This window comes from Streptomyces cadmiisoli (genome assembly GCF_003261055.1).
Lineage (GTDB): Bacteria > Actinomycetota > Actinomycetes > Streptomycetales > Streptomycetaceae > Streptomyces > Streptomyces cadmiisoli.
The window spans coordinates 8565753-8586610 of the sequence record NZ_CP030073.1; the positions used below are offsets into that span (position 1 = coordinate 8565753).

Consider the following 20858-nt stretch of genomic DNA (forward strand, 5'->3'; position numbering starts at 1 on the left):
ATCCATTGTTCGGCCGGGCAGTCGACGCCTGCACTCGGGACTGTCAGCCCTTCCGTAAGCTGCGTTTATGTGGAAAGAAGCCGCTGCCAGAGCCTTGCCCGACGTCGCGTTTCGGGCGCCCGTTGCCGCCACGGTACTTGCTGAGGCGGAGCAGCGCCTGGGCCGCAGCTGTCCGGCGCAGCTGACTGAGCTGTTGTTGGAGACCGACGGGATAGTCGGTGAGGACGAGACCGATGTCGTGTGGTCGCTGGATCGGATTGTGGAGCAGAATCTTCTGTTCTGGGCTCCCGATACGTTTCCAGGCCTGTACATGCCTTTTGATCCGCTGCTGTTCTTCGGCGACAACGGAGGGGGAGACCAGTTCGCCTTCGTACTGACGCCCGAGCGTCCAGACATCTTTGTCTGGGACCACGAGACTGACAGTCGGCTGTGGGCTGCACGAGAGCTGGAGGACTACTTGCACCGCTCCCTCGCGGGTGATGGTGACTGGTGGTCTTAACTGAGGGCTCCCGGCAACAAGTTTGACCAGGCGGTGTCAGCAGTAGCAGGCAACGTCTGGCAGGTCGTACCCATCCATGCCGATCCGCGTCAGTCCACCGCTGTCGGTGTCAGCCGTTGATGTCAGGGATCAGTCGCGACGGCGCCTTTTGCATATGGACATCCTCGGCGCCACCAGGGCTCCCGAGGGTGCTGCCGCTAGCGGCGGTTCAACGGATCCACTGTCGTCCAGCGCGGGCTTCGGCGGTGTTGAGTCGGTAGGCGCCAGGTTTCGATGATTGCACACCGTTGAGCAATGGGCGTTCTCGCAACTCACCTACCAGCCCAACGACCACCCTGGCCGCCGCGAAGCGGTCTGCACGAGGAATCCATGGTGGCGTCCTGCAGTGCAGTTAGGCGGAGACAACGGAATCCCAGTCGGCCGGCAGCGGCCGTTGCGGATCAAGTGCCCGCGGGAGAGGGTCGGTTCTCGACAAATGCATGCGTCGAACCGGGAAGGGTGGCTTCGTGAGCCTTGGCGAGCTGAAGAAGCGGGCGATGAGGATCCATGACCTCTACGACGAGCTGAACCGTCGTGAGCGCGGCCGGGGCTGGATGCGCGACGAGTACATGCTCGGCTTCATGGGCGACGTCGGCGATCTGGCCAAGCTCGTGATGGCTGAGGAGGGTGCTCGAGAAGTCCCGGGCGGTCGTGCAGCGCTGGAGCATGAACTCGCAGACTGTCTGTGGTCCGTGCTGATCCTCGCGCATCACTACGACGTGGATCTCGAGGAAGCCTTCCACCGCACCATGACGGAACTCGATGACGCCATCAGTGCCCGGCTTGCCGAGCATGGTGACGCGAAGCCTGCGGGTGAGGACGTCGACTGACGAAAAGGTGTGGCTTCTGGGTCCCCGACCTTCGATGAATGCGGCCTTGCGGCATAGGCGACCGCCACCCGGACCATGCCCGACTCGAAGGTGTCGGCGGACGTCTCGAAGAGCTCGTCGCCGCGACTCGCCCGGATCACCCCGGATCCCTGATCGTCGGACAACTCGACGATGAAGATCCCACCGTCCTCGAAGGGAACACTCAGGTACACGCGACGACCTCTCTGCTGTTTCGAGAAGTCATGTACGAGTCAGTAGAGTTGAGCGGAACTCGTAGGCCTGCGACGGCCGCTGCGATCTTCGGCTGCGGCCATTCGAAGGGGTCGTTCCGAAACCTGCGTCATGAGCCGGCCTCGTCCACCGGGATGTGCTCCGCCCGGCGGTCCGCGCGGAGCACCGCACGGGCAGCCCTGAGGATCTCGTCGTCCATCTCCATCCCGGAGGCCAGTACCTGGAGCAGCCGGGTCCGCCAGACGTCGGGGTCCGTCTCGTATGCGGTCAGCACCCGTACGCCGTAGCTGCCCCGCACGCCGTGGCCCCCACGGGTCAGCCCTCGGCGGACCGCCTGGCTGAGCGCGGTATGGAGGTCGTGGACGACGCCCTGTGAGGTGTCGGGGAATCTTGCTGCCGCCCCTGTGGCCAGCGCGGTGGCCACCAACTCCACTTCGGTCACTCGGATCTTCCTTCGTAGTTGTGCGGGTTGTGCAATGTCGTGTCCATCACCCTGGTCGGGGGTGCTGCAATGCTGATGAATTTTTGTTGACCTGGATGACTAGGGGAGCGGTGGCACGTGGTGGACGGCGGATCTGCTGAGTTGCTTCGGTTCGAGGTGCTCGGGCCGTTGCGGGCCTGGCGGGGCGGGACGCCGTTGGAGCTGGGGCCGGTCAAGCGGCAGGCCGTACTGGCCGCCCTGCTGCTGCGCCGAGGGGCCTTGGCGAGTCATGAGTGGCTGCTCGATGCGGTCTGGGGGTCGGAGCCGCCGGCGGGTGGCCGCAAGGTCCTGCCGACGCACGTCAACTCGCTGCGCAGGACGCTCGATCCGGAGGGAACCCAGCCCGCGGAGTCGCTGATCCGCAGCGGCAAGGGCTGGTACCGCTTCGTCGTCGATGAGGTCCGGCTCGACACGGCGGATCTGGAGGAGCGGGGCGACACGGCGCTGCGCACTGTCGCGTCCGGCGATCTGGCCACCGCGTCGGAGGAACTCACCTTCGCCATGGGGCTGTTCCGGGGCGAGCCCTTGGCGGGCCTGCCGGGCCCGTTCGCGCACGACGAGCGGCAGCGGTGGGAGGAGCGCCGGCGCACGCTCCGGCTGGAACGACTCAAGTGCCTGGTTCTGCTGGGCCGGTACGGCGAAGCCCTGGACGATCTCGGCGGCGTGCCGGCGTCTTCGGTGGCCGACCGCTACGACGAGTCGCTGACCGCCTTGCGCGTGCGGGCCCTGTACGGCTGCGGACGACAGGCGGAAGCCCTGGGCGCCTACGAGGACATACGCGTACGGTTGCGGGACGAACTCGGGGCCGATCCCGGCGAGAACTTGCGCCGGGTGCACGAGGCGGTGCTGCACCAGGACGATGCCTTCCTCCTGCGTCCGCCCACTCCTTCCTCCCCGGCGCCCGCCACACTTCGCCCGAGCGCGGTGCCCGCAGAACTCCCGCACGACACACGGGGTTTCGCCGGACGCACCGGCGAACTGGCTCGACTGCACGCGCTGCTTCCGCGGGAGCAGGAGCGGGCGGAGGCGAACACCGTGGTCATCTCCGCCATCGGCGGCGCTGCCGGTATCGGCAAGACCGCGCTGGCCGTGCGCTGGGCGCACCAGGTCCGCGACCGGTTTCCGGACGGCCAGCTCTACATCAACCTCCACGGCTTCGACCACCACAGACAGCCTGTCGAACCCGGTGAAGCACTGCAGTTGCTGCTGCGCAGTCTGGGGCTCGCGGCCTCGGAGATCCCCGCGAGCCACGAGGCCCAGGGCCGTATGTACCGGACTCGGCTGGCCGGCCGACGCATGCTCGTCCTGCTGGACAACGCGGCCTCGTCCGAGCAGGTACGTCCCCTGCTGCCCGGCAGCCCGGGCTGCTGCGTCGTCGTCACCAGCCGCAACCGGCTCGGCGATCTCGTCGCCCACGATGGGGCGCACGCCCTGCCACTGGACCTCCTCCAGCCGGATGAGGCCCGCGCGCTGCTGAGCCGGGCACTCGGCGCGGACCGGGTCGCCTCCGATGAACTCGCGGTCGGTGAACTGATCCGGCTGTGCGGCAGCCTTCCGCTGGCGCTGCGCGTGGCCGCCGCCAGGCTGGCGGGCGATCCGGCCCTGCGGATGGCCGATCTGGTCGCGGAGATGACCGAGGGCAACAGGCTGGAGGCACTGGAGCCGGAAGGCGAGGCCGATTCGCCTTTGCGGACGGCCTTTTCGGTGTCCTACCGGGTTCTGGTGCCCGGTGCGCGTCGGCTGTTCCGGCTGCTCGGCCTGTTTCCGGGCGCGGAGTTCACCGCCGAGATCGCGTCAGGGCTCCTGGACGCACCGCTGTCGCAGGCCCGGCGTCTGCTCGGCGCGCTGGCCGCAGCGCATCTCGTCGAACCTGTGACGGTTGGGCGGTACCGGTTCCATGACCTGCTGCGCGAGTACGCGCGGGAGCGGGGACTGGTGGAGGAGACGGAGGCGGCCCGCGGCGCCGCGCTGGAGCGGCTCCTGATCTGGTACCTGAACGCCACCCGTGCCACCGCGGGAACCTGGCTCTTCCCGGAACTTCCCCCGAGCCTCCACCCCGGCGAGCACCCGGGCATGCCGCCGGCCGTCACATCCAGAGAGTGGCTGGACGCGGAAAGAGCGAATCTGCTCGCCGTCATCAACCATGCCGCCCACCATGGCCCTCGACCCGTCGCCTGGCATCTGACCTCGGCGCTGTTCGGCAACTTCTGGGTCCATCTGCCGAGGAAGACCTGGCAGGCCACCGCGGAGACGGCGCTGGACGCTGCCGAGGCCGAAAGGGACCTGTTCGGCCAGGCGGCGATGCACACCGGTCTCATGGTGGTTCGGTGGGAACGGGGTCGTGCGGGGCAGGCGATGGAGCACGCCACACGGGTACTGGACATCGGCCGCGAGCTCGGCTGGACGACGGGGGAGGCGGCGGGGCTCGGCCTGAGGGGCTTCGCCAAGTGGAGCATGGCGCGCCTTGAGAGCGCATACGACGATTTCACGGCCGGCCTGCGCATCTTCCGTGAGAACGGGAATCGCTACTTCGATGGATTCGGGGTGGTGGGCCTCGGTATGACCTGCTGGGACCTGGGCCGGCTTTCCGAGGCTGCTTCGCGCCTCGAAGTGGCCCTCAGCCACAGTGCGGAGCTCCGGGGGTGGAACGACAGCATGACGCTGCAGATTCTGGGCCGGGTGTACTGGGAACTCGGCCGCTTCACCGATGGGCTCCAGGTACTCGGCCCCGCGGTGACGTTCGACAAGAGGGCCGGTTACCGCGACGGCCGCGCCATGATGCTCGACACCATCGCGAAGATCAATGTCGAACTCGGCCGCTACGACGAGGGGCTGGAGCAGGCCGAGCGGGCCCTGGCCATGGTCAAGGACGTGGGACGGATCTGGATTCAGGCGTCCATCCCCCACACCGTCGCCGCCGCCCACCGAAAGCTGGGACGTCCGGACCGGGCTCTCCGAGCTGACGAGCAGGCCCTTGCTCTGGCTCGCAAAGGGGTCTTGAAACGCGCCGAGGCCGACAGTCTCCTGAGCCTCTCCCTCACGCACCATCAACTGGGCCGGTACGACGAGGCCAGGGCTCATGCCGAACAGGCACTGAGCCTGGCCCGCGACCACTCCTTCCGCGTGGTGGAGGGGCAGGCGCTGACAGCCCTGTTCGCCGTGACAGCCCGATCCGAATCAGCGGATTCCGAGGAAGGAAACGCCACCGCCGTCAAGCTCGGCCAGGAAGCCTTGTCCGTACACCGCGAAACCGGGCACCGCCTCGGCGAGGCCCGCACCCTGATCGCACTGGCCTGCGCCGTCCAGAGGACCGACAGGGCCGCCGCTGAACTGATGAGGCAGCAAGCGCGAGACGTCTTCTCGGCCATGGGCGTGCCCTCGAAGGAGTACGAGGGTTGCGTGGACTGACGTCTCGGTACATCGGCACCACTTCCGCATGGACCGACTCCGCCGCTCCTGCGGCGTCGGTGTACTCGACGCCGGTCGCCCGGGTTCCCTCGAACAGGACGCGGCGGACAAGCGCCTGGGTGCGAACTGTGAGATTGGCGCGGGCCATGGCCGGGTGCAGGTAGCCGCGGGCAGCGCTGTAGCGCTCACCGGGCACGCGGCTGTTTACACCAATCTCCAGCGCCACACGGGCGGTCGGGGGAGTGGCAGGATGCCTGCCCATCTCGTGAAGCCAGTCGAACATGGCGCCGCGACCTCTGTGCTTGTAGCCACCCCACGCCTCCTTGACGGCGTCGGCGGCCGGTACTTCGCCGACTGCAACGAGTACGAAATCGTCGACCGCCGCTCCGGCACTCTCCAAGGCGTGGCACGGTACGCCGTGGATCCGGACAACGCCCGCCGGTTGTGGTCTCTTTCGCAGGAGCTTCTCGACGGCACGATCCGCGCCTGAACTGCTGGTTGCCGGGAGCGTACCGTCAACGCCGCCGTCGGTGGTTGGCCATGGCAGGTCGCTCGCATCGACGGAGTGTCACGGCAAGCGGCTATGGCCAGTCCGGCATCTCAAGTTCCAGGGCATACGGCGGTCGGCTCGGTCGCCCGGCTCGCATTTCAGAATGCGAGCGGCCGGTATCGCAGGGCTTCGTCGACAATCTGCTCCGCACAGGCACCCTCGAGGCCTTCTGGGGGATGAAGGATCAGGCTACTGACCTCGGGATGCAGCACATTCGCTTCGAGGAGGCGCAAGTAGTAGTCGCTCTCCGGGGATGCGGCGAGAACTCGGCTGACGATCTCGACGAGCTCGTCCCGCGTGATGTCCGCAACCTGGGGGCGAGCTGGCCGGGCTGCCTCTGCGGCGAAGTCCTCGACACTTCTGCTTCCGCTGTAGTGGGCGAAATCGAAGGCTTCGTAATCGTGGCCGGTCGCTTCGTTGAAGGCCTGGATCGCTTCGTCCGCGTCCTCGGAACTGGCGGTCACCAGGTCGGCGATCCGATGGATCTCGCAGCTCAGCTCGTCCAGCCGCTGTCGGCTGACAGGCGAGGGAAGCAACTCCGGTCTCAGGTCCACAGACCGAATTATGGCTGCCTTCTCGCCGAGGCCGAAGGTTATGGATTCATCGCAGACACGTTGGGCCTGTCAGCGCGCCGGCAGCTGATGAGGAGAAACGGCGGTAGTCCAGTCCGCAGCGGCTGTTCGGCCACCACGCGCTCGTCCGGAGCGGGCTCCGCGACATGCTGGATTGCGCAACTGAACCTATTGCATGGTCGCGGGCCGAAGCGGCAGTCGGCTACCCGATGGCGAGCAAGGTTCGGGCCAGGGTGCGCAGTTCCTCGTCCTGATGCCCTTGTCCGGAGAGGGGCGAGTTCGGGATCAGGCGTCGTGGGGAGAAGAAGAAGGAGCGAAGGGTGGGGCGGAGTTCCTCGGGCACCTGGCCCGTTGCGGCGAGGGCCTTGAGGGCGCGGAGGCCTACCGGAGTCGGGCTGACCAGTTCGGCGAGGACGGGGACGGCGCGGTCCGGGGATCCCGTGATCCAGTAGAGGGCCTCGGCGGCCGCCATCCGAGTCCACTCGTCCCGTGCCTCGAGCAGAGGCTCGATGCGGGGCAGCAGAGGAGTGGCGGCGTTGCCGAGCGGCTCGAGAAAGCTCAGGTACCAGTGGGTCCGGCCCGTTCCGGAGAGCAGTTCCTCGAACGTGTGAAGGGCGAGGTCCGAATCCCCCGTCAGTTGGTGATGGGCCACGGATGCCGTGGCACGCAGTGAGGGGTCCGCGCTGTCCGCGGCCGCGTGCAAGAGGTCGGTGATCTCCTGCGTGGCTACGCCGTTGGCGCCGAGTTGGCGGGCGGCGACGATTGCAGCGCGGCGGGTCTCGAGGCATACGACGAGTTCCGGTTGAGCCTGGCGGGCGGCGGCCCCGAACGGCAAAAGGGCCTGGACGAGGCTGATGCACTCGTTCCCGGTGGCGCCCGCTGCCAGCTCACGGCGGATCACGGGGATCAGTTGGTCCGCCGCTTTGGGGAAGTTCCGCGCGGCCGCCGCGAGGAGCCGGGCGTTGGGTCTGCGCAGGACCAGATTCAGGGCGCGGATGTCGCGGGAACTCACCAGGGCGGCAAGTGCCGCCTCAGCGGTCTCTTCGTCGGCGTCTGAGTACTGGTACAGGGTGTCGCGGAGTTCAGCGTCCGGCGCGGGCAGGCGCTCGATCCAGTGCCCCATGGTGCGCAGGCGGGCGCCGAGGTTGCGGACGCCTCTCTGATGAGGCAGGGCCGCCAGGAGCAGGTCGACCACCGCGGGCTCTCGGTCGCGCCAGGTCTCGGCGATCTCGCCGGCCAGCCAGGAACCGCGCGAGCCGAGGTCTCCGGCCGTGATCCATCGGGCGGCCACGGTGAGGCCGGCGTCAGGATCCTCGGTGAGCAGGCGTGTGAGGCGCTGGTCCTGCGTCATGGTGTCGGACCAAGGGAAGTCGTCGTCGCCGGGGTCGGGTTCGGCACCGTCCTCGGCGATCACATTCACCAGATCCGCCGGGTACGGCGGCTCAGATCGTTGGACCGCAAGCATGGCGGCGGCAAGCCTGACCTCGGGCAGGGGGCTGTCGAATGCGGCCGTCTCCCCGCCGAACCGGGCCAGCACCACCATCGCGTCCGCCCGCAATGCGGGGACTGGATCGGTGGCATACACGCACTCTATCTGCGCCACGATCGGGGCCCGTTGCTCTGCCGGAAGCAGGTCGGCCACGGCGGCGACCAGGCGCAGCGTCGCCCTGCGCACACCTCGCTCGGCGTCCCTGAGACAGGGCATCAGCTCGGGGAGCACGCGGCAGACCTCGACGCAGATGTCGGCGACGAAACCGCTGGGCCAGTGTGGCATGTCGACGTCGGCCGGGTCGTGATCGGCCAGGACGGCGAGCAGCATCAGCAACTCGGCACGCTTGACCGGGACGTGCAGCACGGCATGGGCGAGGAAGGGAACGGCGGGAGCCGACGCGGAGTAGCTGTTGCCTTGGTGGTGGATGTTGCCGTACAGCTCGTAGATCGACTCGTCGACGACCTCGTCGTCGTCCTGGTACAGCGCCTTGATCAGCTCAGGCACGTCGTCGGCGGAGCCGTAGGCGTGGGTCAGGGCATGCCACGGGACGTCGTCCAGTTCGGCCGGAGATTTCATGGTCGGCGCTCCTCAACTGATCAGGTGCTCCGACCATATCGATCAGCACCGACAACGCCGCGCCGGGCTGTCACGGGCCCCATCGTAGGTCCTGCTCAGCGGCTATTTTCCGGGCCGAGGAGTTCTGACCCGTCTACACAACAGTTGTTGCCGGGTGGGCATCTGTCGGCCGCGCCGCAGACCGTGCGTTGGGCTGCGAGGCGGCCCTGTGACGTGCCGGTGCGTTGTCGGTACGGGTTCTGACCCGGCGGTCTGTCGCCGCCGGGTCAGGGGTGTCCGTGTGACCGGCGGGGTCAGCTTGCCGGGACTTCGTCGACGAAGGACGTGCCCGCGCTCCGGAGCGCGGAGATCTTCGCCGACACCTGCGCCGGGGTGAGGACCTGGTCCTTGACGTGCAGGACGTAGTCGACCTGCTGGTCGTAGGCGCGCGGCGTGGTCGAAGTCTGGCCGTTGAGGTCGATCAGCCACTGGTTGAAGTTGATCGACATGGGCCGCTCCGGCAGGTACGCGGCGTCATGGGTGCCGAAGTGCTGGCCGTCGACGTAGTAGGTGATCGCGTTGTTGTCGATGGTCACGACGAGGTCGTGCCAGCCGGCGAAGCTGGTACGGCTCTCGCTGTGCTGGTTGACGGCTTGCCAGGGGTCGGGGTTGTAGGTCTCCCACGACGTCGTGTAGAGGATGTTGGCCGGCTCGCCCCAGCCTCCGTTGGGCAGGTACTCGAAGTCGTACTCGGCGTAGTCGTCGGCCATCGGGGCCTTGAGGTCGTTGATCGTGAAGAAGGTCTGCACGATGTGGTCGCCGTCGGGGCCGGACTTGGGGGTGTCGGAGAACTTGACCCGGGCCGCGTACGTGCCGTTCTTGAACTTCGTGGCCTGTGTGAGGACTTCGGTGTGGCGGGTCGACCCGCCGGTGCCGGCGGTGGAGGTCTCCATGTTCATGACCGTGTTGCCGGACTGGTTGACGAAGGTGACCTTGGACGGGTCCCAGGTGGCGCCGGGGACGCCGGGACCGCCGGAGTTGGAGCGTACGCTCCAGCCGTGCGCCGAGAGGGCGGGGTCGGTGTGCGTGGTGTAGGAGAAGTCGTCGAAGAGGGTCTGGCCGCCGCCGGGCGGGTCGGTCGGGTCGGTGGGGTCCGTCGGGTCGGTGGGGTCGTTGCCCTCGGGGGCTGTGCCCCACACCGTGGAGCCGGCGACCTGAGCGGTGACCTTGGTCCAGTCGGCGTACGCGGTCTGGGTGCCGCTGAAGGAGTAGTCGTCGCTCTGCCGGAGGGTTTGCCAGTTGGACTGGTAGAAGCGCAGTTGCATGTCACCCGTGTCGGCACCCGGCGCGAGGGTCCCGGCGGCGGAGGTGAAGCCGATCTCCAGATAGCGGTCGGCCGTGGCGGTGGGGTGGGCGAGCGTGCCGAAAGTGCCGGTGATGCCGGCGCACCCGCGGACGGCCCAGGAACAGGCGAAGCGGTAGGTGGCGTTCGCGGAGTCGGCCTTGAAGTAGTAGCGGATCTTGACCTGGCTGAGCTGGACCGTCGTGGAGCCGGTGTTGCGCACCTTGAACCAGGGCTCGCTCTGGTCCGCGGTGGCGCCGGAGGCGCTGGTCCGGTACTGCACGGCCACCTTCTCGCCGGCTGCGGAGGCGGTCGTGGCGGGCAGGGTGGCGAGTGCGGCGCTTCCCAGCAGCGCCGTCAGGGCGAGGGCCACGCGGGTGCGGGCGGGGCGAGTGCTCATCCGTGTTCCTTTCGGTGACTCCCGTGCGTTGCGGGAGGGCAGGAGGTGGTGCACGGGTGGTTCGCTGTGGTGCGGGCGGCGGTCCCGCGGGCGGGGACGCCGGGGTGGCCGGTCGCGGGACCGGGTCAGAGGGCCGCGGCCGGCAGGCCGGGCGGGACGGCGTGCGGTACCCCGAGCGCGACGAGGCGGGCCTGGTGCCCGGTCAGCCGGCTGCGGAAGTCGTGCCAGTCGGAGGCCGGGCCCCACACCCGTTCGGCCAGGGCGCACAGGCGGGGGAAGCTGAGGTACTCGATGTGCGCGGGGCTGGTGACGAACTCGGTCCACAGCTGGCCCTGCGCGCCGAGGATGCGGTCGGCCGGCGCGTGTTCGCCGGGCGGCGGGGTCAGGTCCAGGGCATGCACCGTCTCCAGGTCGACTATCAGGCCCGGCTGGGCGGGCGGTTCACCGGGGCCGGGGGCGCGGGCGTAGTCGAAGTAGGTGGCGCGGTGGTCCGCGTACACGACGTCGTGGCCACGGCGCGCGGCGGCCCAGGCATGGGCGGGGTCGCGCCAGCTCATGACCGTGCACTCCAGCGGCAGCACGGTGCCGGTCTCCGCCCAGACCACGGGCCTTCGGCCTGCCCGGACCAGGTGGTCCGCGATCCTGCCCAGGAACCAGCCGTGCAGATCCCCCGGCCCGGACAGGCCCTCGCGCGTGGCGCGGGCGACGGCGGCCGGGCTCGCCTCCCATTCGTCGGTCGGGCACTCGTCGCCGCCGATGTGGACGTACGGGGAGGGGAAGAGGTCCATCACCTCGTCGAGGACGGTGCGGAAGAAGTCGAGGACGTGGTCGTCGACGCCGAGGACGTTGCGGCAGACCCCCCATCGGGTCCAGACGTCCAGCCGCCGGCCGGGGTCGTTGCCCAGCTCGGGGTGGGCGGCGAGCGCGGCACGCACATGGCCGGGGACCGCGATCTCGGGGAGGACCGTGACACCGCGTTCGGCTGCGTACCGGACGAGGCCGGCGAGCTCGGCGCGGGTGTAGGAGCCGCCGTGCGGGCGGCCGTCGAAGCGGTCGCTGCCCGCCGGACCGACCATCGACTCGGCGCGGTGGCCGCCGACCTCGGTGAGCCGGGGGTGGGCGGCCACCGGCATGCGCCAGCCCTGGTCGTCGGTGAGGTGGAGGTGCAGGACGTTGAGCTTGTGCAGGGCCAGGAGGTCGACGTAGCGGCGCAGGTAGGACACCGGCTGGAAGTGGCGGGCGACATCGAGCAGCGCGCCGCGCCACGGGTGGACCGGAACGTCCGTGATCTCCACCCCGGGGAGGTCCAGGTGACCGGCGCCCTGCGTCGACGACAGGGCTTCGGCTGGCAGGAGTTGCCGCAGCGTCTGAACGCCGTGCAGCAGGCCCGCCGGGTGGGCGGCGCGCAAGAGGACGCCGTGCGGGCCGACGGTCAGCCCGTACCCCTCGTCACCGAGTCCGGAGAGTGTGGTGTCGAGGGCCAGGACGAACGCTCCGTCGTCGGCGTGCTCCAGTGGTCGGCCGGTGGCCGGTGCGAGGTAGTCGCGCAGCAGCCGGGCGGCCGGTTCGGCACCGGGGGTGACGCGCAGGCGGGTGGCGGCGTCGATGCGGAAGCGGCCGGGGCGCGGGGACAGTTTGCGGGGGCGGGGGATCAGGGAGAGTTCGGGGCGTGGCAGGTCCACGGGGCGGGTCTCCGGTGGTCGGCGGTGCACGAGGGGAGCGGGGGTGGGCCGGGTGGGGGAGCGGGTGGCGCGCGGCGGCGTCACCCCTTGACCCCTCCGGAGGCGAGACCGGAGGTGACATGGCGCTGAAGGACGAGGAAGACGATCAGCGCGGGCAGGGCGAACAGGGTGGCGGCGGCCATCGTGGCCCCCCAGTCGGTGCCGAATGTCGACTGGAAGGAGGAGAGCCAGACGGGCAGGGTCCGGCTGTCCTGCTGCTTGATGATGAGGAAGTTGGCATAGGTGAACTCGTTCCAGGCGGTGATGAAACCGAACAGGGAAGTGGCCATCAGGCCGGGCGCGAGCAGCGGGAACGCCACTCTGCGGAACGCGCCGAGCCGGGTGCAGCCGTCGACCTGCGCGGCCTCCTCCAGCTCGGGCGGGATGCCGGCGATGAACCCGCGCAGTACGACTACGGTGAACGGCAGCGTGATCATGAAGTAGACCAGGGTGAGGGTGGGCAGGCGGTCGAGCATGCCGGTGTCGCGGGAGATGATGTACACCGGGATGATCAATGACTCCCACGGAGCCATCTGCGCGATGAACACCGCCAGCATGAACTGCCGGCGGCCGCGCCACCGCAGCCGGGCCACCGCGTAGGCGGCGCCCAGGGCGACGAGCAGGGCGAGCAGGACGGCGCTGAGGGTGACCAGGATGCTGTTGCGCCAGAACAGTCCGAAGCCGTCGGCTCCGACGGCTCGCCGGAAGTGGTCGAGGGTCCACTCCTGCGGGATCAGCCGGGGGTCGTACGACTGGATGTCGCGGGACGGCTTGAGGGCCGTCGACATCATCCAGTACACAGGGAAGAGGCAGACCAGCACGGTCAGGGCGGCGGCGATGCGCAAGGGGAGCCGGCGGAGGGCGCGGTGCGCGGTGCTTCGGCGCGGGGACGGTCGTGTCGTGCTCACAGGTGCTCCCCCTCCTGCCGGAACAGTTGGCGGAAGTAGACGACGAGGACGCCGCCCATCAGCAGGACGGTGAGCATGGAGGCGGCGGAGCCGAGGTCGTAGCGCTGGCCGGCGAGCGCTGTCTGTACGGCGTAGACCGGCAGGATGGTGGTGGCGTCGCCTGGCCCGCCGCGGGTCATGACCCAGATCTGTACGAAGGCCTTGAAGGTCCAGATGACTTCGAGGGACAGGATCAGCATGAAGATGGGCCGCACCAGCGGGAAGGTCACGGAGCGGAAGATGCGGGTGGCGCCGGCGCCGTCCATGCGGGCGGATTCGTACAGCTCGCCCGGCACGGTGGTGAGGGCCGAGTAGAGCGTGATGGCCGCGAAGGGCACGGACTGCCAGACGATGAGGACCACGACGATGGTGAACGCGGCGCCGCCGTGGGCGAACCAGGGATAGCCCTCGAAGGAGTGCAGGCCGAGTCCGGTCAGGGCTTCGTTGACGATGCCGAACTCGGAGTGGAACAGCCACTGGAAGACGGTGGTGGCGGCGACCACGGGCACCGCCCACACGAGCACCAGTGAGCTGAGGACCGCGGTGCGGCCGATCCTGCCGAGACGTTCGATCATCAGGGCGACCAGCGTCGAGATGACCATGATGGCGACGACGTTGACCGACATGAACACGAAGGTGCGCCGTACCGCCTCCCAGAACCGGTCGTCGGTCAGGAGCGTGCGGTAGTTGCGGAGTCCGACGAACTCGGCGTCGCCGAGGATGAGCTGGCGCAGGCGGAAGTCCTGGAAGGAGATGACCACCGCCCGGGCGAGCGGGTAGAGCAGCAGGTACAGCATGCCCAGGATCGCGGGTGCGATCAGCAGGTAGGGCCACGGGGAGGGCCGGTCGCCGCGGTGGGCGGGCGTCGCCTGGGAGGGGCGCCGCGCCGGGCGGACGGGCGTGGAGCGGGTCGCGGTCCGCTCGGGAGCGGTCGACACGGCGACTCCTTGTCTTGGAAGCGGGGTCGATGACGGGGTCCTGGTGGGGCCCGGTGCGGGTCCCGGTGGGCCGCCGGGTGCGGGTCCGGGTCAGGCCCGGGCAAGGGGACGGACGGTCCGGTCCGACGCGGGTTCAGGAACCGTTGTTGAGGGTGTCGCCGATGGTTTGGGACGCCTTGGCCGCCTCGGAGCGCGGATCGCGCCCGGTCAGGACGGCCGTCATGTAGTCCTTGATGGGGTTCTTCGCTTCCACGGCTGCCCATTCGGGCGTGTTGGGAGTGGCGTGTCCGTTGGCGGCGCCGACAGCCATCGCCGCCGCGCCCGGGTCGGAGGCCACGGCGTCCGCCAGGGACGTCTTGTTGGGCACGTAGCTCATGGCGAGGGCGAGCTTCTTCTGCCAGGCGTCACCGGTGAGTTCCTTGATGAAGGTGTAGGCCTCGTCCTGGTGGGCGGCGACGGCGGGCACGACGAGGTCCGAGCCACCGGTGAACACGGCGCCCGGAGTGCCGGCCGCCTTGCCCGGGAGCGGGAAGAAGCCCAGCCTGCCTTCCAGCTCGGGGTTGTTCTGCACGACGACATTGGCGCCGCCGGGCGTGGCGATGATCTGGGCGATCTCGCCCTTGGCCATCACCTCGGCCTGCGGTGGCTGCGCCTCGTCGGAGTCCTTGGGGCCCTTCCCGAGGGCTTGCAGCTCGCTGTAGAACTCCATGGCGCGCAGGGCCTCGGGGCTGTCGAGCCCGCCCTTCCACTCGCCTCCGGACTCGGCAGCGAGGTCGCCGCCCTCGTCCCAGATGAAGCCGGACAGGACGTACCAGTTCTGGCCGGGCAGGTAGATGCCCTGGGTGCCGCCCTCGTTGAGCTTCTCGGTGGCGGCGATCCACTGTTCGCGTGTCGTGATCGTGGCGGCGTCGACGCCCGCCTTCTCGAAGAGGTCGGTACGGTAGATGACGACCCGGTTGGCGGCGTAGTACGGGATGCCGTACTGCTTGCCCTCGTACGCCCCGGGCTCCGCGAGGCCCTTGAGCCAGGTGTCGCCGCCGAGTTCGGTGACCTTGGCGGTGAAGTCGGTCAGTCCGCCGCTCTGCGCGTACTGGGCGACCTGGGTGTTGCCCACCTCGATGACGTCCGGGGCGTCGTTGCTGGCCAGCGCGGCGGTGACCTTCTCGCCGATGCCGTCCCACTCCTGGATCTGGATGCGCACGTCGATCTCGGGATGGGCCTTCTCGAAGCCGGCCTCGAACTCCTTCTGGAAGGTGTCGGAGACGCTGTCGCGCATCAGCCAGACGTCGAGGGCGGTCCGGCCGCCGGCGGCCTCGCCGGACTCACCGTCGGAAGAGGAGCAGGCGACGAGTCCGGCACTCAACAGCATCGCGCCGAGCAGGGCAAGGGAGCGGTGGTTCACGGTTCACCTCTAGGAGCCTGGAGCCGGTGGGCGGCACACGACATCCCGACTTGACCAGTTGGCCGCCGGGCTTTACCAGTTGGTGCGGGGATGAAAATGGCATGGACCAATTGAAGCGTCAAGACCCTTGGTGGAAGCGCAAAATGGGTGGTGTCGAGGTTGGTGACCGACTGGATCATCCGGAGTCGCACGCTCTACGCTGGGCTGACCAGCAGACCAGTTACGATGACCAGTGCCCGTCCCGACGACGAACGAGGGTCCGAATGGAGATCGATGCCGCAGCCTCCGGTGCGATGCTCAAGCGTGAACGGGTCCGTGACGCGATCCTCGAACTGATCGAGGCACGGCGCCCCGGCGACGCCATCCCCTCCGAGCGCGTCCTGTGCGCGGAACTCGGCGTCTCCCGGCCGACGCTGCGTGCCGCGGTCGACGAGCTCGTCGTGGCCGGACTGCTGGTCCGCGAGCACGGGCGGGGCATGTTCGTGGCCGCCGAGAAGATCACCCAGGAGCTGATCTCCGACCGGAACGCCTTCAGCCTGCCCCAGGCCGGCGGGGTCTGGACCAGTCGGCTGCTGGAGTACCGGACGCTGTCCGCCGGCGCCCGGGTCGGCCGCAAACTGCGTATCTCGCCCGCGGCGGAGATCCGCTACGTGGCACGGCTCCGGCTGGTCGACGGCACGCCCATGGCCATCGAGCACCTGCACGTCCGGGCCGACCTGGTGCCGGACCTGACCAGTGACGAACTGGAGCACGGAGACCTCTACGAGCACCTGCGCGACCAGCACGGCGTACAGGTCAGCGAAGCGGTGCAGTCCATCGAGCCGACGGTGGTCACCCGTGCCGAGGCCGACCTGCTGGACGTCCCCGAACTGTCTCCGGCGCTGCTCTTCGAACGCCTCACCACGGACACGCTCGACCGGCCGGTCGAGTACGTGCACTCGCTCTACCGGGGTGACCGCTACCGCATCGTGTCCCGCCTCGCCCTGGGGCCGCGCGTCGAGCAGCCATCCCCCAGCGAGGGCCACCACCCGGGGATGCCGCCCGGCGACTTCACGGGGGGTGACCCGGTCACGTTCTCCACACGTGGGGTGGTTCAGTAGGGGCGCTGAGCTTGCCCGCGGAGTACCTGCTGGCTTGATGGCCGAAGCCGGCACGGGACACCAGCCGCGACTACGACAGCCCACGACGCCGGGTGGGCAATGGGCGTACGGCTGCGCGGGAGAGGCGTGGGGCCACCCACCGGGGCGCCGTGCCGCTCAGTGGCGGCGCGAGACGTCAGCGCAGCGGGTGTGGACCCGGCCGGCACGGACAGCGCCACTGGACGAGCCGACCATGTCGTACGGTACCCAGGCGTCGCCCAGGGCCTGCTCCGCGTCGGCGCCGCATACGCCACCCTCGTCGGCTGGCTGTACCAGGACGCGGGCGACATGGACGGCGCCAGCTTCTGGCGTGGGGTCACACAGGAGATCGCGATGCGGTCCCGGGACCCGAACCTCGTCGGGTACTCCTTGGTGAACCAGGCGCAGGTCCGCGCCGACCTCGGGGACGGGCACGCGGTCATCGACCTGTTGCGAGGCCGCGCTCGACAATGCCGACCGGCTTGTCCCCAAGGTGAGGATCATGGCGATGCCGCGGCAGGCCCACGGTGCCAGCCTCACCCGCGATCGCAGTGCCGTTGACCGGCTCCTCGACCAAGCTGGGCGTCTGCCGCCCCAGGTCGACGACGATCTGCTGTGGGGCAATGCCTGCCGTAGGACGCCTGGATACCTGGAAGTTCAGCGAGCCACATGCTACGGGCGGCTCGGCCTCGGTCAGGAGGCGGTATCGCTGTGGTCTCAAGTCCTCGACGTCGTCCCCGGGACCGCGCGGCGTGACCGTGGCGTGTACCTCGCCAGGTAAGCCACCGCGGCGGCAAGGGCCGGGGAGCCGGACCCAGCCTTGGAGTTCGCACGGCAGGTCGCGGACATCGCGGTCGAGACCCGGTCAGCGCGGATGCGGCGGGAGCTGGTGACACTTCAGCGGGCGATGCGGCCGTGGCAGGATGCCCCGGTCGGCCGGGATCTCGAGGAGGTTCTGGCGCCTGTGAATGAGAGGAAGTGACCGTGGCTGAGGTACCGGTGCCGCTGTCGGAGGATGAAATCGAGGCCGCACTCAGGGAGGTACCGGGCTGGCGCCGTGAGGATGATGAGATCAGCCGCGCCTACTCGATCCGGTATCACGGCGGTGTGGCGATGATCGTGCACGTGGCCGACGTCGAGCGGCTCATCAGCCACCATGCCGACATCGACCTACGGTGGGGGCGGGTACGGTTCGCCATCACCACCCACGATGCCGGACACAAACTGACCGCAGCGGACTTCGATCTCGCGCGACGTATCGACGCCATCGCGCAGGCGCACCAGGCGGAGCCGCTCGACGAATCGTGACCGGCCGGATCGCTCTACCACCGGTGACGGTTGGGAGATGCTGGTCGGCATTCTGAGGCCATGCCCCTCGCCCGGCCGGCCCTGTACGTCGGCTTCGAACGCCAGAGCGGGGAGCTCGACGGCACCCAGCGCATCAGCTCCTGCACCGTTGAGACCAACGGCATCGGAACCTGGAGCACGGCAGATACCTGGGTCACCCACAGCGACTGCGGATGCGCAGTTCCGACGCCGCCGAGGACGTAGCGAGTCACGGTGCGTTGCTTGTTCTCCGTGGGCCACGCCCTGGCCACCACCAGCAAGACCTGCGACACCGTCCTGCAGCTCGTGGACGTCCTTGGCGATGTGACCGCGCTGCAACTGGACATCGGTCAGAGGTGGGCCAACTTCGGGGAAATCGTGCGCGCTTGGGGTCTGCCTCAGCAGCGTGAGGCGATGCGTGCCTACGCCCGGATGCTGGCGAACGATGAACCTTCTTGCTCACCCGCCGAAACCATCCCGGGGCCTGAGCATGACGGTGCCGGCCGAGCCGTGCCTTTGGGGGCACTGCCTCTTGGGTGTATCCGTTGCGGGGCCCCAAGGGTCGCACTGTCGCGGCCATGGGTGACCGGGTGCCGCGCCCGCACCACTGCGATGTGGAACACGCGGCTCAGCGCGTGTTCGGCGAGGAGGGTGGGGGACCGGGCTCCAGCCGCTCCTCGTCCGCCGCCAGATGACGTTCTCGACGTCCAGTTCGCCTACGTGGTGCGATCTGCCTGATGGTCCGTGTTGCAGGTGTGGGCGTCACAGGTTGCCGGTCTCGCCCTCGAGTACGCCTGGATGCCCCTGACCGAGACTTCTGGCGGCAAGCAGGCATCTCCCCCTGCGCCCCAAGTCGTCCCGTGAGCCGGATACCTTCCCCAGCATGAAGATCGTGATCTGGTCCTTCCTCGCCCTGTTCTTCACCGTTGCAGCCATCGGCGGTCTGCTCAGCGCGGTGAATGGACACGACGCCCCCAGCGCCTTCGGTGACCTACTCGTCAGTGCTGTGTTCGCACGGGGTGCCTGGGCCAGTTGGAAGCGGGCATCTCGTCCAGAAATGCCGAGAATTGCTCGAATCGCGGAAACGCGCGTTTGGCCTTGGCGGCGACGATGACCTCGGCGCTGCCCCACTCAGCGTGCCGCGTTCACGACGGCTGGATCCGGCCCTGGGACGGGCGACGTACGGCCTCTGCGCCGGTGTGCGTTGCGATGTCCGGGCACCAGAGCGATGCAGCCGCTTCCGAAGCTCCCAGCACGCGTTCCGGCAACGGCGAACTCCGCGTGTTGTGAGCTGGTAGGGGTGCTGTTACCGTGCGCAGGCCTTTGACCTGCCAGACGACCGAATTTGGAGAGCACCGGCTCATGTCGCCGACCTCGGAATCCTTTTCTTCCGCTGCCGCTTATGCCGAGGGGGTGGTGGATGGTGCGGTCAGTAGCTTTCGGTGGAGTGATCTGGAGTCGAGCGCGTTCGGCCGGGTGCCCGAGCTGCGTGAGGCGGCTGTGGCGGCTGGTGCCGATCTCGACCGGACCAGGACCGGGTGGGACCACGCACTCGACGCGGGCAGGCTTGTGGCTCTGTTCGCGCCCCTGGCTCTACCGGTGCTGACGATCTTCGCGGTTCGGGACGGGGACGCGGCCGTCGCGCTGTACAGCGTCATCGGGCTGATCTCGGCCGTCCACATCGTGCTGCGTGTCCGCGAATGGCAGCGGACCCGCGCCGGTGGGCCGCGGGCCACGGCGCAGGAAGTTGTGCTCGCACTTTTCGAGGCTGTTTTCGCGGCGGTGTCGGCCGGCATCCTCGCTGTCGCGGCCTCGGTCGAGCCGTCCTTCGGAGGTTGGAGCTTGTGTGCGGGCCAGGTTGCCGTGGCCGTGGTGTGCGTGGTGAGTGTGCGCGTGGCCCGGCAGGCGGCCGGTCGCGGTGTTCCGACGGCGGTGCGGCCCGCGTATGAGGAGTTTGTCGCCCGTGTGGCCGAGTTGGACGACGATGACCGCGTGGCGATACAGGCCGACCTCAACTGTGCCCTCGGTCGGCTCAGCGACGCCGGTGTGATCAGCCCGGTCCAGCTGGCTGAGGCGCATCGTGCTCCCCTGGGGAGTCTGGCCCGTCGGCTGTGGGTGCTGCAGCAATCACCGGCTCGCCAGGTGCGCTGAGTTCGCGACGCGGACTCCGGCGAGTCGATCGATTCCGCATATGCGGTTGGTTTGCCAACCGGTACCTGCGTCGTCTTGCCGGGTTGGGGTGGTCACGTCCCCTGTTCGAACCTGACTTGGACGAGAGGTCAAGGGACCGGTGACGGCAAGCGATGCACAGGGCTGTTGGGCGCGAGTAGCTGTGTGAGGACGTCGAGGTCGCCGGTTTCGGCCGCGGTCTGAAACGCGGCGACGAGGCTACGGTGTGCCTCGGCGGGGACCGGCCGGTCGCGGTCGCTGTTGAGTTGGGTCTGCGCGCGGCGTACCAGTTGCCTTGAGTTGGGGACGCTGGTCCGAAGCAATCGTGCAAGATCGGCGTAGGGGTAGTCGAATCCCTTTCGCAGCACGTAGGCGGCCAGCCCATCCGGCGTCAGCTTTGCCATGAGTAGGGCCAAGGCCTCTTCGAGTGCCGCGGTTCGCTCGGCACGCAGTACGGGATCATGAGCGGCCAGGTCGACGAGGTCGGCCAACTGCGAATTGCTCGGGGCTTCGTGGCGGTGTCGCGCTGACCGGATGACGTTGATCGCCAGACGGGTCGTGGCCGTGGTCAGGAAGGCGGCGGGATTCTTGATCTTCGTGCTGTGGGAGAGCTGCCAGCGCAGCCACATGTCCTGGACGACGTCTTCGGCTCCCGAGACGTCGCCGAGGACCTGGTGGGCGATGCGGAGCAGTCGTGGCTGCTGTGCCAGGAAGATGTCGAGAGCGAGGTCCGCGTCATCCTCGGCCGACCGGGAGACCGAGGGTTCGGTCGGTGTTGTCGTCTCCAGGCTGGGCGCGGACATCGTGGACTCCTCTTGGTGGACGGCGCCCATTCAGG

At 68.7% G+C, this 20858-nt stretch carries 17 protein-coding genes and 2 pseudogenes; 9 read left to right on the top strand and 10 right to left on the bottom strand.

What is annotated here, in order from left to right; genetic code table 11:
- Positions 1–67: 67 nt before the first annotated feature.
- Complete coding sequence (locus tag DN051_RS37690) at positions 68–499, top strand: SMI1/KNR4 family protein (RefSeq protein WP_112441296.1); 432 nt, start codon at positions 68–70, stop codon at positions 497–499.
- Positions 500–1005: 506 nt separating this feature from the next.
- A complete protein-coding gene (locus tag DN051_RS37695) occupies positions 1006–1368 on the top strand; it encodes a MazG nucleotide pyrophosphohydrolase domain-containing protein (protein WP_112441298.1) in 363 nt (120 codons plus the stop codon).
- Positions 1369–1708: 340 nt separating this feature from the next.
- Here the strand turns inward: DN051_RS37695 and DN051_RS37700 are convergent, their stop codons facing one another.
- Positions 1709–2041, bottom strand: a complete 333-nt coding sequence (locus tag DN051_RS37700) for a hypothetical protein (protein WP_112441300.1) — start codon at positions 2039–2041, stop codon at positions 1709–1711.
- A gap of 117 nt (positions 2042–2158) precedes the next feature.
- Between DN051_RS37700 and DN051_RS37705 the strand changes: the two genes are divergently transcribed.
- Positions 2159–5488, top strand: coding sequence for an AfsR/SARP family transcriptional regulator (locus DN051_RS37705; protein ID WP_246040747.1), 3330 nt, complete (start codon positions 2159–2161; stop codon positions 5486–5488).
- Positions 5489–5591: 103 nt separating this feature from the next.
- Here DN051_RS37705 and DN051_RS47900 read toward each other — a convergent pair.
- Positions 5592–5771 (bottom strand): annotated as a pseudogene (locus DN051_RS47900) (hypothetical protein); the annotation flags it as partial.
- On the opposite strand from DN051_RS47900, the pseudogene DN051_RS47585 reads away from it, so the two are divergent.
- Positions 5688–5978: pseudogene (locus tag DN051_RS47585) on the top strand (SDR family NAD(P)-dependent oxidoreductase); the annotation flags it as partial. The pseudogenes DN051_RS47900 and DN051_RS47585 overlap by 84 nt on opposite strands.
- 158 nt (positions 5979–6136) lie before the next feature.
- Here the strand turns inward: DN051_RS47585 and DN051_RS37720 are convergent.
- From DN051_RS37720 to DN051_RS37750, 7 genes are all read right to left on the bottom strand, one after another.
- Positions 6137–6592 (bottom strand): hypothetical protein, encoded by a 456-nt coding sequence (locus tag DN051_RS37720; protein WP_246040748.1) that lies wholly within the window; start codon positions 6590–6592, stop codon positions 6137–6139.
- A 220-nt stretch (positions 6593–6812) separates the two neighbouring features.
- Complete coding sequence (locus DN051_RS37725; RefSeq protein WP_112441308.1) at positions 6813–8678, bottom strand: hypothetical protein; 1866 nt, start codon at positions 8676–8678, stop codon at positions 6813–6815.
- A gap of 293 nt (positions 8679–8971) precedes the next feature.
- Positions 8972–10399 carry a cellulose binding domain-containing protein gene (locus DN051_RS37730; protein WP_112441310.1) on the bottom strand — a complete coding sequence of 476 codons (1428 nt, stop codon included), beginning with the start codon at positions 10397–10399 and terminating at the stop codon, positions 8972–8974.
- Positions 10400–10524: 125 nt separating this feature from the next.
- A complete protein-coding gene (locus DN051_RS37735; RefSeq protein WP_112441311.1) occupies positions 10525–12081 on the bottom strand; it encodes a beta-N-acetylhexosaminidase in 1557 nt (518 codons plus the stop codon).
- Positions 12082–12161: 80 nt separating this feature from the next.
- Positions 12162–13028: a carbohydrate ABC transporter permease gene (locus DN051_RS37740; RefSeq protein WP_112441313.1), complete on the bottom strand. Its 867-nt coding sequence runs from the start codon at positions 13026–13028 to the stop codon at positions 12162–12164.
- Positions 13025–14005: a carbohydrate ABC transporter permease gene (locus tag DN051_RS37745; protein ID WP_162625061.1), complete on the bottom strand. Its 981-nt coding sequence runs from the start codon at positions 14003–14005 to the stop codon at positions 13025–13027. Before DN051_RS37745 ends, DN051_RS37740 begins: the two co-directional genes overlap by 4 nt.
- Positions 14006–14138: 133 nt before the next feature.
- On the bottom strand, positions 14139–15407 hold the full coding sequence (locus DN051_RS37750) for an extracellular solute-binding protein (protein ID WP_112441315.1): 1269 nt from the start codon (positions 15405–15407) through the stop codon (positions 14139–14141).
- Positions 15408–15670: 263 nt separating this feature from the next.
- Here DN051_RS37750 and DN051_RS37755 point away from each other — a divergent pair, with 263 nt between their 5' ends.
- The 5 genes from DN051_RS37755 to DN051_RS37780 all read left to right on the top strand — a co-directional run bounded on the left by DN051_RS37755 (position 15671) and on the right by DN051_RS37780 (position 20002).
- Positions 15671–16507 carry a GntR family transcriptional regulator gene (locus DN051_RS37755; RefSeq protein ID WP_112441317.1) on the top strand — a complete coding sequence of 279 codons (837 nt, stop codon included), beginning with the start codon at positions 15671–15673 and terminating at the stop codon, positions 16505–16507.
- A gap of 1002 nt (positions 16508–17509) precedes the next feature.
- The gene (locus tag DN051_RS37770; protein WP_199314782.1) at positions 17510–17833 is read left to right on the top strand and encodes a 4a-hydroxytetrahydrobiopterin dehydratase; all 324 of its coding nucleotides are present in this window, start codon (positions 17510–17512) and stop codon (positions 17831–17833) included.
- A 60-nt stretch (positions 17834–17893) separates the two neighbouring features.
- The gene (locus DN051_RS37775) at positions 17894–18076 is read left to right on the top strand and encodes a hypothetical protein (protein WP_112441321.1); all 183 of its coding nucleotides are present in this window, start codon (positions 17894–17896) and stop codon (positions 18074–18076) included.
- A 658-nt stretch (positions 18077–18734) separates the two neighbouring features.
- Positions 18735–18965, top strand: a complete 231-nt coding sequence (locus DN051_RS45295) for a hypothetical protein (protein WP_162625062.1) — start codon at positions 18735–18737, stop codon at positions 18963–18965.
- A 248-nt stretch (positions 18966–19213) separates the two neighbouring features.
- Positions 19214–20002 carry a hypothetical protein gene (locus tag DN051_RS37780; RefSeq protein WP_112441323.1) on the top strand — a complete coding sequence of 263 codons (789 nt, stop codon included), beginning with the start codon at positions 19214–19216 and terminating at the stop codon, positions 20000–20002.
- Positions 20003–20130: 128 nt separating this feature from the next.
- On the opposite strand, the gene DN051_RS37785 is transcribed toward DN051_RS37780, so the two are convergent.
- A complete protein-coding gene (locus DN051_RS37785; RefSeq protein ID WP_112441325.1) occupies positions 20131–20823 on the bottom strand; it encodes a sigma factor in 693 nt (230 codons plus the stop codon).
- Between the last annotated feature and the right edge of the window lie 35 nt (positions 20824–20858).

Bases quoted from the DNA above. Each gene is read 5' to 3' on its own strand.
- DN051_RS37780 (WP_112441323.1), top strand. From the start codon at position 19,214: ATGTCGCCGACCTCGGAATCCTTTTCTTCCGCTGCCGCTTATGCCGAG.
- DN051_RS37725 (WP_112441308.1), bottom strand. From the start codon at position 8,678: ATGAAATCTCCGGCCGAACTGGACGACGTCCCGTGGCATGCCCTGACC.
- DN051_RS37785 (WP_112441325.1), bottom strand. From the start codon at position 20,823: ATGTCCGCGCCCAGCCTGGAGACGACAACACCGACCGAACCCTCGGTC.
- DN051_RS45295 (WP_162625062.1), top strand. From the start codon at position 18,735: ATGAAGATCGTGATCTGGTCCTTCCTCGCCCTGTTCTTCACCGTTGCA.
- DN051_RS37755 (WP_112441317.1), top strand. From the start codon at position 15,671: ATGGAGATCGATGCCGCAGCCTCCGGTGCGATGCTCAAGCGTGAACGG.
- DN051_RS37775 (WP_112441321.1), top strand. From the start codon at position 17,894: ATGCCCCTCGCCCGGCCGGCCCTGTACGTCGGCTTCGAACGCCAGAGC.
- DN051_RS37730 (WP_112441310.1), bottom strand. From the start codon at position 10,399: ATGAGCACTCGCCCCGCCCGCACCCGCGTGGCCCTCGCCCTGACGGCG.
- DN051_RS37690 (WP_112441296.1), top strand. From the start codon at position 68: ATGTGGAAAGAAGCCGCTGCCAGAGCCTTGCCCGACGTCGCGTTTCGG.